General features: G+C 40.1%; 17 protein-coding genes. 11 read left to right on the top strand and 6 right to left on the bottom strand.

The window, feature by feature from the left end:
* Positions 1-256 precede the first annotated feature (256 nt).
* The 3 genes from IGL36_RS12865 (at position 257) to IGL36_RS12855 (ending at position 3117) form a co-directional block, all read left to right on the top strand.
* The gene (locus IGL36_RS12865) at positions 257-1192 is read left to right on the top strand and encodes an ABC transporter ATP-binding protein (protein ID WP_002354809.1); all 936 of its coding nucleotides are present in this window, start codon (positions 257-259) and stop codon (positions 1190-1192) included.
* The gene (locus IGL36_RS12860) at positions 1185-1955 is read left to right on the top strand and encodes an ABC transporter permease (RefSeq protein ID WP_002354811.1); all 771 of its coding nucleotides are present in this window, start codon (positions 1185-1187) and stop codon (positions 1953-1955) included. The genes IGL36_RS12865 and IGL36_RS12860 overlap by 8 nt, the downstream gene beginning before the upstream one ends.
* Positions 1956-2142: 187 nt before the next feature.
* Positions 2143-3117, top strand: coding sequence for a tRNA dihydrouridine synthase (locus IGL36_RS12855; RefSeq protein ID WP_002413934.1), 975 nt, complete (start codon positions 2143-2145; stop codon positions 3115-3117).
* 199 nt (positions 3118-3316) lie between these two features.
* On the opposite strand, the gene IGL36_RS12850 is transcribed toward IGL36_RS12855, so the two are convergent.
* The 5 genes from IGL36_RS12850 to rpsN form a co-directional block, all read right to left on the bottom strand.
* Positions 3317-4852 (bottom strand): zinc ABC transporter substrate-binding protein AdcA, encoded by a 1536-nt coding sequence (locus tag IGL36_RS12850; protein WP_002398195.1) that lies wholly within the window; start codon positions 4850-4852, stop codon positions 3317-3319.
* Positions 4853-4872: 20 nt separating this feature from the next.
* Complete coding sequence (locus IGL36_RS12845) at positions 4873-4995, bottom strand: putative metal homeostasis protein (protein ID WP_002383181.1); 123 nt, start codon at positions 4993-4995, stop codon at positions 4873-4875.
* A 33-nt stretch (positions 4996-5028) separates the two neighbouring features.
* Positions 5029-6003 carry a CobW family GTP-binding protein gene (locus IGL36_RS12840; RefSeq protein WP_002367488.1) on the bottom strand — a complete coding sequence of 325 codons (975 nt, stop codon included), beginning with the start codon at positions 6001-6003 and terminating at the stop codon, positions 5029-5031.
* Between the two features lie 15 nt (positions 6004-6018).
* Complete coding sequence (gene rpmG / locus IGL36_RS12835) at positions 6019-6168, bottom strand: 50S ribosomal protein L33 (protein WP_002354818.1); 150 nt, start codon at positions 6166-6168, stop codon at positions 6019-6021.
* Positions 6169-6278: 110 nt separating this feature from the next.
* A complete protein-coding gene (gene rpsN / locus IGL36_RS12830) occupies positions 6279-6548 on the bottom strand; it encodes a 30S ribosomal protein S14 (protein WP_002354822.1) in 270 nt (89 codons plus the stop codon).
* Between the two features lie 200 nt (positions 6549-6748).
* Between rpsN and IGL36_RS12825 the strand changes: the two genes are divergently transcribed.
* The 8 genes from IGL36_RS12825 to lrgB all read left to right on the top strand — a co-directional run bounded on the left by IGL36_RS12825 (position 6749) and on the right by lrgB (position 13551).
* On the top strand, positions 6749-7147 hold the full coding sequence (locus tag IGL36_RS12825) for an OsmC family protein (RefSeq protein ID WP_002398194.1): 399 nt from the start codon (positions 6749-6751) through the stop codon (positions 7145-7147).
* 361 nt (positions 7148-7508) lie between these two features.
* Entirely contained in the window at positions 7509-8231 is a 723-nt protein-coding gene (locus IGL36_RS12820) for a methionine ABC transporter ATP-binding protein (protein ID WP_002354824.1), read from the top strand.
* On the top strand, positions 8228-8899 hold the full coding sequence (locus tag IGL36_RS12815; RefSeq protein WP_002368484.1) for a methionine ABC transporter permease: 672 nt from the start codon (positions 8228-8230) through the stop codon (positions 8897-8899). The genes IGL36_RS12820 and IGL36_RS12815 overlap by 4 nt, the downstream gene beginning before the upstream one ends.
* A 12-nt stretch (positions 8900-8911) precedes the next feature.
* A complete protein-coding gene (locus tag IGL36_RS12810; RefSeq protein WP_002354826.1) occupies positions 8912-9730 on the top strand; it encodes a MetQ/NlpA family ABC transporter substrate-binding protein in 819 nt (272 codons plus the stop codon).
* A 91-nt stretch (positions 9731-9821) separates the two neighbouring features.
* A complete protein-coding gene (locus IGL36_RS12805; protein ID WP_002367484.1) occupies positions 9822-11591 on the top strand; it encodes a sensor histidine kinase in 1770 nt (589 codons plus the stop codon).
* Positions 11572-12300: a LytR/AlgR family response regulator transcription factor gene (locus tag IGL36_RS12800; RefSeq protein WP_002367483.1), complete on the top strand. Its 729-nt coding sequence runs from the start codon at positions 11572-11574 to the stop codon at positions 12298-12300. Before IGL36_RS12805 ends, IGL36_RS12800 begins: the two co-directional genes overlap by 20 nt.
* Before the next feature lie 151 nt (positions 12301-12451).
* Positions 12452-12871: an antiholin-like murein hydrolase modulator LrgA gene (gene lrgA, locus IGL36_RS12795; protein ID WP_002354829.1), complete on the top strand. Its 420-nt coding sequence runs from the start codon at positions 12452-12454 to the stop codon at positions 12869-12871.
* Entirely contained in the window at positions 12868-13551 is a 684-nt protein-coding gene (lrgB, locus tag IGL36_RS12790) for an antiholin-like protein LrgB (RefSeq protein ID WP_002365411.1), read from the top strand. The genes lrgA and lrgB overlap by 4 nt, the downstream gene beginning before the upstream one ends.
* 188 nt (positions 13552-13739) lie before the next feature.
* Here lrgB and IGL36_RS12785 read toward each other — a convergent pair whose 3' ends face one another.
* Entirely contained in the window at positions 13740-14285 is a 546-nt protein-coding gene (locus tag IGL36_RS12785; RefSeq protein WP_002398192.1) for a cysteine hydrolase family protein, read from the bottom strand.
* Between the last annotated feature and the right edge of the window lie 149 nt (positions 14286-14434).

Raw genomic sequence — 14434 nt, 5'->3', positions numbered from 1 at the left:
CTTTTCACCTCACTTTTATATAAAGCAAGTTCTATGCCAAAAAAAGAGAACTCTAAATCCTTTATTTGAAAGGGTTTTAACGCTCTCGAAACTGTTTAAACAGTTTCGAGTCAAAATAAACACGTTAATCGTTGGCTAGTTTGTTGTTGAAAAATAGCTAAGCAAAACTGTGAAATTTAATCAAAATAACCCCCGTTTTTATCGAGAAGTGTTACAATAATACTCATGAATATTTATACATTAAGGAGAGTTACGAATGACTGATGCTCTTGTGATACAAGATTTACGCAAAGTGTACGCTTCAGGTGTTGAAGCGTTGCGGGGGATTGATTTAACAGTCGAAGAAGGCGATTTTTATGCTCTTTTGGGACCGAATGGCGCAGGAAAATCAACGACGATTGGGATTGTGACCTCGTTAGTTAATAAGACTTCGGGGAAAGTCAAAATTTTTGGGTATGATTTAGATACGGAAATGGTGCGGGCGAAGCAACAGATTGGGTTAGTGCCGCAGGAGTTTAACTTCAATCCGTTTGAAACGGTCCAACAGATTGTGGTCAATCAAGCGGGCTATTATGGGGTGTCTCGTAAAGAAGCCATGAAACGGAGTGAAAAGTATTTAAAACAATCCAATTTATGGGAAAAACGGAACGAACGGGCTCGAATGCTTTCTGGCGGAATGAAACGTCGCTTGATGATTGCTCGTGCGCTGATGCATGAGCCGAAGTTATTGATTTTAGATGAACCAACTGCAGGTGTCGATATTGAATTGCGCCGTGAAATGTGGGCCTTTTTACAAGAGTTAAATGCGCAGGGAACCACGATTATTTTGACGACCCATTACTTAGAAGAAGCTGAGATGTTGTGTCGCAACATTGGGATTATTCAGTCTGGTGAATTGATTGAAAACACCAGCATGAAGCACTTGTTAGCAAAATTACAATTTGAAACGTTTATTTTTGATTTAGCACCTTATACGCAGGCGCCAGTTATTGAAGGCTATCAAAGTGTGTTTGAGGACGAGCTAACGTTAGCGGTGGAAGTGGAACGAAACCAAGGAGTCAATCACTTGTTTGAACAGCTAAGTCAACAAGGAATCAAAGTATTGTCAATGCGGAATAAGTCCAACCGTTTGGAAGAGCTCTTCTTGAAGATTACCGAGGATACGTACCAAAGGGAGGATCAACATGTTTAGTCTGTATTTTACTGCTTTAAAAAGTTTAGCTGTGAAGGAAACCAACCGTTATTTACGGATTTGGGTCCAAACACTGGTACCGCCAGTGATTACGACGTCCTTATATTTTGTGATTTTTGGGAAAATGATTGGCGGGCGAATTGGCGACATGGGCGGTTTTTCTTATATGGAATTTATCGTGCCAGGTTTAATTATGATGTCAGCCATTACAAGCTCGTACGCCAATGTTTCATCTTCCTTTTTCTCACAAAAATTCCAGAAAAATATCGAAGAAATTCTCGTGGCGCCAGTTCCAACTCATGTGATTATTTGGGGATTTGTGATTGGTGGCGTTGGTCGTAGTATTTTGGTCGGTGCGTTAGTCACCATCATTTCTCTATTTTTCGTCCCATTGCACGTTGTTTCTTGGCTGATGGTCATCATGACTTTATTGATGACAGCGATTCTCTTTTCTTTAGCTGGTTTGTTAAATGGTATTTTTGCGCAATCCTATGATGATGTATCGATTGTGCCGACCTTTGTGTTACAGCCTTTAACCTATTTGGGTGGGGTTTTCTATGCCATTTCCATGTTGCCGCCATTTTGGCAAGCTGTCTCAAAAGTTAATCCGATTGTTTACATGATTTCTGGGTTCCGCTACGGTTTCCTAGGGGTTCAAGATGTGCCAATTGGTATTTCTATGACCATTTTAATCTTATTTATTGTCGTTTTATATGGCATTTGTTGGTACCTTGTAGAAACAGGGCGTGGCTTACGTAGTTAAGCCGTAAAAAGATTAAACTGTCTGAATCACTCATTCTAGCGAGCAGATTCAGACAGTTTTCTTGTTTCTAAGTATGCCTTTTTTGATTCTTCGTGCATTTCCCTGTATAATAGCAATGTTTCGCACCAGAATATGTCGACAATTGTCGTTGAAAATAAAGAAAAAATCAGAAACGGAGTATATGAAGATGAGCAAGAATTTTTGGGCAACATTGCCAAAGCCCTTTTTTGTTTTAGCACCGATGGAAGACGTCACTGATGTGGTCTTTCGTCATGTCGTGAAAGAAGCTGGAGCACCAGATGTGTTTTTTACAGAGTTTACTAATTCAGATAGTTATTGTCATCCTGAAGGAAAAGACAGTGTGCGCGGGCGCCTCGTTTTTACAGAAGATGAACAGCCGATGGTGGCACATATTTGGGGGGATAAACCGGAATTTTTCCGTGAAATGAGTATCGGCGTAGCGGAGATGGGCTTTCAAGGATTAGACATAAATATGGGCTGTCCTGTGCCCAACGTGGCTGAGCGTGGAAAAGGCAGCGGGCTGATTTTGCGCCCAGAAGTCGCGGCTGAATTGATTGACGCCGCCAAAGCAGGTGGCTTACCTGTTAGTGTCAAAACACGCATTGGGTTTACTGAAATGGCGGAAATGGAGGCATGGATCACGCATTTATTAGAGCAAGACATTGCGAATCTATCCATTCATTTGCGAACACGAAAAGAGATGAGCAAAGTGGATGCTCATTGGGAGGTCATTCCGCAAATTATGGCTATTCGGGACCGTGTCGCACCGCAAACGACAATTACGATTAATGGGGATATTCCCGATCGTCAAAAGGGCCTAGAATTAGCAGAACAATATGGTGTAGATGGCATCATGATTGGCCGGGGGATTTTTAAAAATCCTTATGCCTTTGAAAAAGAACCCAAAACACATACGCCACAAGAATTGCTGGGCTTGCTACGTTTACAATTGGATTTGCAAGACAAGTATGCAGAATTGGTGCCTCGCTCCATCGTTGGGCTGCATCGCTTCTTCAAAATTTATGTCAAAGGCTTTCCAGGTGCCAGTGATTTAAGAGCACAATTAATGAATACAAAATCAACGGATGAAGTGCGCCAGTTGTTAGCGACGTTTGAAGCAGAACATGGTGTGCTTGACTAAATAAAAAAAGAGAGGAGCGTGGGACAAAAATCACTTTGGATTTTTGCTCCACGCTCAAAAACTGATAAACGGCGGGAACAGAAGCAACTCCTTCGGAAATAAGCCGAAATTCTCCAAAAATTAAAGAACAATTTTCGGAAATTTCTTCTTATTTCTCGGAGTTAAACACTTCTGTCCCGACCTCCTCTCTTTTGAATGCTTAATGCGCAATCATTTCTTGGGCAATTTCTTGTTTGCTTAAGTCGTTTGGATAATACGTTGGCCAGTTGTCCATTTCATTGAACAGACTTTCTTGGCTATCGCCGCCGAAGAAGATGTGGAAATGAGCGGCTTTCGTTGGTGCGATGTTGTGGTCGCTAAATTGGACGTATTTAAACCGCCCAGCATTGGCATCGTCTGTTTCAAAAAGGAAACGGACGCCACGGTTGCCTTTTGCATAGTTTAAAATTTTATAACCGGCTGCTTTATAGGTGAATTTTTGTGGTTTGCCATCGACCAGAAACTCGATGGTGGAATCAGTGATGTTGATGTGGTCGACATCGGTTTGATAGCCGGCATCATAGTAGGTTTTGTATTCGGCTGGTGTTTTATCTTTTTTCAGTTTCGCTTTGTAATCGAAGACTTGGTCTAATGTGCCATCTTTTAATAAAGGATAGACGGATTGCCAATTTCCAGCGTAATCTGCCAGTGTTCTCTCAGCCACCTCACTGTCTTTGAAATAGCCGTTAGCCACGTTTTTTTCTGTTTTTTCAGAGGTTTCTGGCTGAACCTCTTTCCCAGCTGTATCTGTTGTTTTTTTCAAAGCAGTTAAGTTTTCTTTCATTACAGAAAGATAATCTTCGCCATTGTCCATTTGTTTTTGTGTCAAACTTTCTAGCGGGTTTAGGACTTCCAATTGAACATTCGCTTCGTCAGCTAACGTTTTAGCAATTTTATCGTTGGCATTTTTTTCAAAATAAATATAGCGAATTTGGTTGTCTGTGACATATTTTTTCAACTCTGCCAAGCGCCCTGCAGTTGGCTCTTGTTCAGGTGTTAAACCAGCTATTGGCACTTGTTTTAAGCCGTAATCTAAGGCAAGATAACCAAATGCAGCATGTTGGGTAACAAAACTTTTTTGCTTAGCGTCTTTCAAAGCTGTTTGGAACTCTTTGTCTAAGGCCGTTAATTTTGTTAAGTATTTTTCTGCGTTTGTTTCAAATGTTTTGGCTTTTTTAGGGTAAAGTTTGACTAATTGTTCTTTGATGTTTGTAACTTCTTGGATGGCACGATGGGGTGAAACCCAAGTATGCGGATCTAATTCATGGTGGTGGCCTTCTTCGCCATGTTCGTGGTCATGGTCGTGTCCGTCTTCGTCACTGCCAGGAAGTAAGACCATGTTTTCGGTACCTTTAATGACGTTCGGGGCTCCTTTTTTCCAGCCTTTAGCAGCTTTGGGTACCCAAGATTCCATATTTTCATTGTGGTAAACGAAAACATCCGCATCATGGATGGTAGCCATATCTTTGGCGGATGGTTCATAATCGTGTGGTTCAGAACCAGCAGGGATTAACAATTTGACGTCTCCTTCATCGCCTACAATATTTTTAGTGAAATCGTACATAGGATAAAAAGTCGTGACAATGGATAGTTTTTCTTTACCGTCAGCGGTTTTATCAGAGGTGTTTGTTTTGCCGCAAGCGCCGAAAAGGATTAGCGATAAGGCGGCTAACAGGGGAAGAGTAAATTTTTTCATAGGTGTGCTCCTTTAGTGAATTACGCAATTTTCTTTTGTTTATTGCGCTTATGTTCTTTAATGATTTTAAGTGCGCGTTTTCGTGTTTTGATGTTGGGACTTTTCAGTCGACGATAAGCGCTAGATAAGTCAGTTTTTTCCATTATATATAGGACCTCCATTTCGTAAAAAATAATTTACGGAGTAGCTATTTTGTTGAGGGTTTGAAAGGTTTCTTGAATTTTTTTTGTCTCTAATTCTTTGCCAATCAGAACAATTGTCGTTTCTTGAGGGGGTTGATTCGTCATTTGAAAGGCCACTTGCTGGTTGACGCCTTGCATGGCAATGGCCAAGTCATGCTCCTGTAAGGCGAGAATCCCTTTGAAACGGTATAACTTTTCCTGATGTGTATACATTAACCAATCAAGCCAACGAGTGAAAAGAGGTTCGTTGAGGGCTGAGGACGCCGTTAACGTAAGGGAGTGAAAGGTATGGTGATGATGCTCGTGGGCGTGCTCATGCGGGGAATGAGTCATTTCGTGTTCTGTAAGTGTTGCCGTAAACTTATTTAATTGAAAAAAGTCACTAGCCAAAAGAGGCTCGTTGGCTTGAAAGGATAAAATATCAGCAAAAGGATTAATGGTACGAAGGGTTTCTTGGAACGTTGGTAGCTGAGTGCTGTCTGCTGGTTCCTTGACAGAAAAAAAGAGGCGATCTGCTAAGGCCAGTTGTTTGATGGCTTCGGCTTCTTGAAGCTGCTGTTGCCAATGATGCCCATCAACGACCGTTAAGAGACTGTCTATATAGAAATGATTTTTGATGTGCGGGGTCGTTAAAATTGTTTGAATGATTGGTTGCGGATCAGCAATGCCCGTTGTTTCTAAAATGACTTGGGCAATGGGTTGTTGTTCTTCTTGGTACACTTCTAAGATTGCTGATAAAGAGGCAAGAAGATCTCCTCGTAAGCTGCAACACATGCAACCATTATTTAATTGAATAATTCGTTCCGTGGTTTGTAAAAGTAATGCGTGGTCAACGCCTGTTTGACCAAATTCATTTTCAATAATAATAATTTCTTCTTTAGGAAACGGTGATTGCGCAAGCGCATGGTTAATTAAGGTTGTTTTTCCTGCGCCTAAAAAGCCAGAAACAATGGTGATTGGAATGCCCATCAATTTTTCCTCCTGTTATTTGACTTCAGTGAAAAGTGCGCGGCGCCGTAGTTTTGGTGAATATTTTTTCAGCTGTAATTTTTCTGGTGTATTTCGTTTGTTTTTACTTGTTAAGTAAAGGCGCTCGCCAGTTTCAGCGCAAGCTAACGTAATGGTTTGGCGCATAGTGCCGTCCTCCAATTTGATTTTTTTAATTGCGTATAAAAGATAAAGGGGGCTGCGAGGTCAGCCCAAATGCGACTGTCCTCGCTAGTTGTCTTTATCGAAATAATGAGTTACCAGCTTGCTTTTTTGACGCCAGGAATCAAGCCTTGGTGAGCCAATTCACGGAAACGAATCCGAGACATGCCAAATTTACGCATGTAGCCACGTGGGCGCCCATCTGTTTGATCGCGGAGTTTTAAGCGACTTGGATGAGCATCTTTGGGCAATTTGCTAAGACCTTCATAATCGCCAGCTTCTTTTAAGGCTTGGCGAATAGGCGCATATTTTGCAATCATTGCTTGTTGTTTTTTTGCTTTAGCAATTTTTGATTTTTTAGCCATAAGGCACTTCCTTTCTTTTTGGATTTATAAAATCTAAATCGTAATGGTTACGATTTGAACGGAAGTATATTATCAGGTGTTACGTTGTTTGTCAAGTGAGAATTTTGTTTTTTTTAGGACTTGCTAAGTTGAGAAGTTAGAAATGTTTGTTTTAGCGCTGTTTTGTAGTATCTTTTAAGAAAGAGTAAAAAGGAGTGAAGATGGCAATGGTAGAACGTTTGACGATTATTCGTGGTGTGGAAAAATTTGAATTACAAACGAAAACAGCGCGCTGGGTGTTAGCAAAAGAAGAGGGATATTCGCCAGTTCAAATGCTCGTTTCGGCAATTGGCGCTTGTGGGGGGTACGTGTATCAATCCGTTTTGGAAAATTCGCACATTCCCTTTGAGTTTGAAAAAATAGAAGTCACGTATTCAAGAGAAGTAGAGAGACGCGCACAACCATTAAAACAGGTGACGATTCTCTTTTATGTGTCTGTTCCAGAAGCCTTTCAAGCACGGGCGACAAGGTGTTTGAAGCTTGTCGCCCCAAACTGTCCAGTGATTCAATCATTGGCTGAAAGAATTACTGTCGAAGAAACAGTTGTCTTTAAAAAGTAAACTATTAGAGACATTATCGTTACGAGCGCTTTTCCCATTTTGGATGCCTTGTTTCTGAGAATGTCTTTTTTTAGAGGAGCGTGGGGAAATAGCTGTAGAAACAGGAAATTTTTAATTCATTTGTACAAAATAATACAGACAAAAAACAGATAGTGTTTTTTTCACAAATAAAAAGGTTGCTTTTTTTTCTGTTTTAGTAGATGATGTAAGTAGTTACATCTCTGGTATAACGCTGTTTTTTGAAACGTGTGTTATTTTTTAATTCGTAATAGTTTTTTTAAATCGTTTCACAGAATTACTTTAATTGTTATACAGTTTTTTTAGTTGTTATAGTTTGTTTGTCGGCCTTTAGGAGGTAATCATGATTGAGTTAGTGAATGTGTCGAAAGTCTATCAAGAGACACACGCGTTAAAAAATATTCACTTTTCTGTCCAACCAGGAGAAATCGTTGGGATTGTTGGGAAAAGTGGCTCTGGCAAGTCCACGTTGTTACGTTTGTTGAATTTAATGGAACAACCGAGTGAAGGGGAGATTCGTATTGATGGCAGAAATGTTCAAACCTTCTCTAAAAAAGAAGTTCGCCAGCAGCAACAACAAATGGGGATGGTGTTTCAGCATTACAATTTGTTAGAAAATTTGAAAATTTATGATAATGTTGCGTTGCCTTTGAAACTTTTAAAAGAGAAACAGCCTGAAAAAATTGAGCGTTTATTAACGTTTGTTGATATGGCCCATAAGGCAGAAGCGTATCCTGCTCAGCTTTCTGGTGGGGAAAAACAGCGTGTCTCTATTGCTCGAGCGTTGAGCCGTAATCCAAAATGGTTATTATGTGACGAGGCAACGAGTTCATTAGATGAAGAAAATACAGAAAGTGTCGTTCGACTATTACATAAGACGCATCAGGAATTCCGACCGACTATTTTCTTTGTCAGTCACGAATTAGAAACCGTGAAGCGCTTATGTAATCGTATCTTAGTGATGGAAAAAGGTCAGTTAATTGGCGAATTTCTGAATAATCCTCAGCAATATGAGGAAGAACCGCTTTCCTATTTAGAAAAAGTGGAAAGGAGTTTGCGTCCATGACTTTTTCAGAAACCTTTGCCGAATATTGGCCATCTATGCTGGTTGGTTTAAAAGAAACAGGGATTATGATGTCGATTTCGATGGCTATCTGTTTGCTTGTTGGCTTGCCTTTAGGCTTAGGACTATTTTTGGCTAATCCGAAAGTCAAAGGACATCAACCTTGGCTGTATTGGGTTTTAAATTTCATTGTAACTGTTATTCGCTCGTTTCCTTATTTATTATTTGTGATTGCGTTGATTCCAGTCACTCGTTCTGTTTTAGGAAAGGCGTTTGGCCCAATTCCTTCATCTGTGCCATTGAGTATTGTTGCGATCGCGATTTTTGCTCGCTTGGTTGAACAAGTGCTGTTGGATGTTCCAGAAGAAATTTATTTTTTAGCTAATTCGTTAGGTACCTCGAAAGTCCAATACATTTGGCACTTTTTATTGGTGGAAGCACGTAGCGGATTAGTCCTTGCTTACACAACCACGACAGTGAGTATGGTTTCATATTCCACGGTGATGGGTGTTGTTGGTGGCGGCGGGATTGGCGATTTTGCAGTTCGTGTCGGGTATCAACGGTATGAATACGGTATTATGTATGTTGCCATTGTGATTATGATTGCACTGGTCTTCATTTTACAAATGCTTGGGAACTTCATTGCCCAAAAACTAGACAAAAGAAAGTAGGAGGACAAAAGAATGAAGAAGTTTTATTTAGCAACATTCGCTGTTATTGCAACAGTTATTTTAGCTGCCTGTGGGGGAAATAAACAAGCAGACCAGAAAGAAGACAAGGAGATTACCGTTGCCGTGCAATTGGAATCTTCAAAAGATATCTTGGAGATTGCCAAGAAAGAAGCTGAGAAAAAAGGGTACAAAATTAACATTATGGAAGTGAGCGACAATGTTGCCTACAACGATGCCGTGCAACATGACGAAGCGGATGCTAATTTTGCGCAACATCAACCCTTCATGGAAATGTTTAACAAAGAGAAAAAAGCTGATTTAGTGGCTGTTCAACCGATTTATTATTTTGCTGGTGGTTTCTATTCAAAAGAATATCAAGATGCGAAAGATTTACCTGAAAATGCCAAAGTGGGGATTCCTAGCGATCCAACCAATGAAGGTCGTGCTTTAGCAATTTTAAATGCAAACGGTGTGATTAAATTAAAAGAAGGTGTCGGCTTTAACGGTACGGTGGCAGATGTCGTGGAAAATCCTAAAAACATCACTTTTGAAAGCATTGATTTACTGAATTTAGCTAAAGCCTATGATGAAAAAGACATCGCTATGGTGTTCTGCTACCCAGCCTACTTAGAACCTGCTGGTTTAACAACGAAAGATGCGATCTTGTTAGAAGATGAAGAAGCAAGTAAACATTACGCATTGCAAGTTGTGACACGTAAAGGCGAAAAAGATAGCGAAAAGATCAAGGTTTTAAAAGAAGCGATGACAACAAAAGAAGTTGCTGAATACATCAAGAAAAATTCTAAAGGCGCCAATATTCCTGCGTTTTAATGAATAGAAAAAATGAAGCCTCTTTTTTGAGAAGCTTCATTTTTTTCTTTTCCTTGATTTATAGTATAGTTAATAGGAAGGAGGTGCCGGTGTGGTCGAATTATTTATTTTAATGATGGAACGGGTGGGCTTAATTATTTTACTGGCCTTTCTTTTAGTGAATGTGCCTTATTTTAAGCGTGTTTTATTAAGTCGTGAAAAAATGTCTTCAAAAGTTCAATTGATTTTGATTTTTGGTTTATTTGCTATTATTTCTAATTTTACAGGTATCGAAATCGCTAAGAATCAGATTGTTCCCAACAATTTACTAACCTATTTAAGCAGCAATGCTTCTATTGCGAATACGCGTACGTTAGTAATTGGCGTTTCTGGATTAGTGGGTGGTCCGATTGTCGGCAGTACGGTTGGTTTAATTGCTGGCTTTCATCGGGTTATTCAAGGCGGGGGGCATAGTTTCTTTTATGTGCCTGCTTCTTTAATTGTTGGCTTAATTGCCGGTTTTTTAGGGAGCCGCATGGCAAAGCAAACCGTTTTTCCGTCTGCCGGCTTTTCTGCCATTGTCGGAGCGTGCATGGAAATGATTCAGATGATTTTTATTTTCTTTTTCAGCGGTGATCTAGCGGATGGGGCCACGTTGGTTCGTTTTATTGCGCTGCCGATGATTTTGTTAAATAGCGTAGGAACGTTCATTTTTATGTCGATTCTAACGACGACATTGAAACAAGAAGAGCAGGCCAAAGCGGTTCAGACGCACGATGTTTTGGAATTAGCAGCGGAAACACTGCCATATTTTCGAGAAGGACTCAATAAAAATTCCAGCAAAAAAGTTGCGGAGATTATTAAGCATTATACAAAAGTCAGTGCGATTAGCATGACAAACAGTCATCAAATTTTAGCTCATGTTGGCGCAGGAAGCGACCATCATATTCCAGAGCTAGAAGTCATCACGGAGCTTTCTCGGGAAGTGTTACGGACGGGCCAAATGACCATCGCGCATGCCAAAGAAGAAGTTGGTTGTTCGGACCCTAATTGTCCGTTGCAAGCGGCGATTGTGATTCCATTATTTTCCCATCAGCAAATTGTTGGTACCTTAAAAATGTATTTTACGGATCCAGCGCAATTAACGCATGTCGAGGAACAGTTAGCAGAAGGTCTTGGGACAATTTTTTCTTCACAAATTGAATTAGGTGAAGCGGAAGTACAATCAAAATTACTTAAAGAAGCTGAAATTAAATCCTTGCAAGCGCAAGTGAACCCGCATTTCTTCTTTAATGCCATCAATACTATTTCCGCATTAATGCGGAAAGACAGTGAAAAAGCGCGGAAACTATTGCTCCAATTAAGCAAATACTTTCGAGGCAACTTGCAGGGAGCCGTGCAAACTACGATCCCAGTTTCACAAGAACTAGAACAAGTAAAAGCCTATTTGTCATTAGAACAAGCACGGTTTCCGAATCGTTATCAAGTAACATTTGACGTGGAAGAAGCGGTTGCTTCAGAAAAAGTACCGCCGTATGCGATTCAGGTGTTAGTGGAAAATACCATCAAGCATGCATTTGGCAGCCGGAAGGAGAACAATCAAGTCCGGGTAGTGGTCAAAGCAAAACAACACAAATTACATGTGGATGTGTATGACAATGGGCAAGGGATTCCTGAAGAACGCCGCTTGCTATTAGGAAAGACGACAGTGACTTCGGAAAAAGGCACCGGCACGGCACTGGAAAACTTGTCCCGCAGAATGGCGAACCTTTATGGATCAGAAGGTTGTTTTTTAATTGAAAATTTAGAGACAGGCGGGAGCCATGTTCATTTAGAAATCCCGATGGAACAGGAGGAATTAGATGCACGTATTAATCGTTGATGATGAGCCCTTAGCACGAGAAGAATTGAGCTATCTTGTTTCCCAACATCCGCAAGTGACGAGCGTTGCAGAAGCGGATTCTGTGGCGGAGGCAATGGAAGAGATGATGGATCAAAAGCCAGATTTGTTATTTTTAGATATTCATTTGACCGATGAAAGCGGGTTTGATTTAGCGGAAAAATTAACCCATCTTAAAAAAGCGCCCTACTTGGTCTTTGCAACCGCCTATGATCAATATGCGTTAAAGGCCTTTCAAGTGAATGCAAAAGATTATATTTTGAAACCTTTTGAAGAAGAAAAAATAACACAAGTCATTGAAAAAGCATCGAAAGAAATGGGTCAAGCTGTCCCAGAAAACACTGCCGAAAAAGGACCAAAATCTGAAGCAATACCTATTCAAGGGGAAGACCGCATTTATCTTGTGGCGCCAGAAGATATTTACCTCGTTTCTGTCGAAGAACGGCAACTGAGCATTTTTGTAGATCAACAGGTCTACAAGATGACAGGGACCCTCAACAGTATCGAACAAAAATTACCTGCCACGCTCTTTATTAAAACGCATCGAAGTTTCATCTTAAATCGAACAAAAATTCAAGAAATCCAGCCGTGGTTTAATAACACGTTGCAAGTAATTTTAACCAACGGCTCAAAAGTACCTGTTAGCCGTTCATACGTCAAAGAATTTAAAGAAAAACTTGGCTTAAGTTAAAAAATCACCACTTGAAATGTCGAATGCATTTCAAGTGGTGATTTTTGCATTTGGTGAAGAAATTCTGGCATTTCATGAAAAAAAGCCCTTAAAAAAACGTTTTCTTTATATACTTAACCCATAGAAAACAGACAAAAGGGAGCGAAGAAGAATGGAAAAGAAAGTATATTCATTTTTACAACAAGCAGCAGTTTTTGCCATTATTATGTTAATCGCCAACGGCTTGGCGTTCATTTCCCCAATACCAATGCCTGCTTCAGTAATTGGCATGGTGTTATTGTTCATTGGTTTATGTACAAAAGTTGTTAAATTGGAGCAAGTGGAAGGGCTAGGTAATAGCTTATCAACGGTTATTACATTTTTATTTGTTCCTTCAGGGATTTCCTTAGTTAATTCTTTAGGGATTATGCAACAATTTGGCGTTCAAATTGTTTTTGTTATTTTAGTAGCGACACTAGCGTTACTAGCAACGACTGGTTGGACGGGCGCCTTTTTATTGCATATGAAAGATGCTCGAAAAGAAAAAGAACCCGCAGCAACGAAGAAAGCGAAAGGAGAGGTTCGCGCATGAATCCGTATGTTGGCATTATTATTTCATTAGCTGTATTTGGCATAGGTACTTGGTTGTTTAAAAAAAGTAAAGGTTTCTTCTTATTTACGCCATTATTCGTTGCGATGATTTTAGGCGTTGTCGTTTTAAAAGTAACAGGAATTAGTTACGAGCAATACAATGAAGGTGGCAAATATATCAGCTTCTTTCTAGAGCCTGCGACAGTAGCGTTTGCGATTCCTTTATATAAAAAGAGAGACGTGTTGAAAAAATATTGGTTAGAAATTTTAACGGCGTTAACAATTGGTTCTTTTGGTTCGCTAGTGGCTGTTTATTTTGCAGGAAAAGTGATTGGCATGGATAATCATTTAGTGGCCTCAATCTTACCACAAGCAGCTACAACAGCGATTGCCGTACCTATTTCTCAAACTGTTGGCGGCATTGCTTCCATTACGGCGTTTACTGTAATCTTCAATGGTGTACTAACCTATGCCTTGGGCCGAATTGCATTGAAATGGTTTAAAATTAACAATCCAATCGCCAAAGGTTTAGCTTTAGGTGCGGCCGGACATGCCCTAGGTGTGGCAGTTGGCATAGAAATGGGCGAAACAGAGGCTGCTATGGCTAGTATTTCTGTCGTAGTGGTTGGTGTAGTTACTGTTTTAGTAGTTCCTTTCTTTGCAACGGTCATTGGTCTATAAAAAAGTGGGCTTCCCCACTCTTTTATGAGTAGCTAATTTCTATCAGCTAGCAGTCTCTGCTTATTCTGTTCCCGCCGTTTATCAATTTTTAAGCCTGGGACAAAAATCCAAAGTGATTTTTGTCCCAGGCTCTTTTGTGTTGTTCACAGGATTTTTTGAATATAGATAGGTCGGATTGACCGGTCTTTTTATAGAATGGTTGCTCCTAAAGTTTGTTTAAAGTGGCGTAATGCCCATTCGTGTCCTTGTTCATCAAAACTAGCAACGGCATGCTCGGGAATCATTAATTGATAGCCTAAATTATAGGCATCGACAGCCGTATGCAACACGCAAATATCTGTACAAACACCAGTTAAACAAAGCTCTGTAATTCCTCGTTCTCGTAACCGAATGTCCAAATCTGTGCCACTAAAAGCAGAATAGTGCCGTTTGTCCATCCAATAAACGGTTGCCTCATTTTTGTGAGCTTGATAAAAATCAGCTAGCGAGCCAAACAGATTACGCCCGTCAGTTCCTAAGACATTGTGGGGCGGGAAAAGTTTATTTTCAGGATGATAGTGATCTAGGGGGTCATGCCCATCAATGGCAAAAACCACAAAATCGCCATTGTCAAAATAGTGCTTTGTTTGTTGAACAAGGGCCGTTTCAATGGCTTGTCCAGCGGCACCAGTGGTTAGTTTTCCGTCTGTGGCGACAAAATCATTCGTATAATCAATGGAAATCAGAGCTTTCATTTGGCAACCTCCTAAAGGTTAAAGTCATTTTGTTCATTTTACAGCTTTTAAGAAAGCATTTCAAATGATAAAAGTACATCAAATTCTAAAAAAGCTGTTTCAAAATAAACGCTTTGGCTAAAAAACATGCTATAATTTTGCTACAAATT

This window comes from Enterococcus sp. AZ011, assembly GCF_050548355.1.
GTDB lineage: Bacteria > Bacillota > Bacilli > Lactobacillales > Enterococcaceae > Enterococcus > Enterococcus faecalis.
This window is presented reverse-complemented; position numbering and strand designations above follow the sequence as displayed.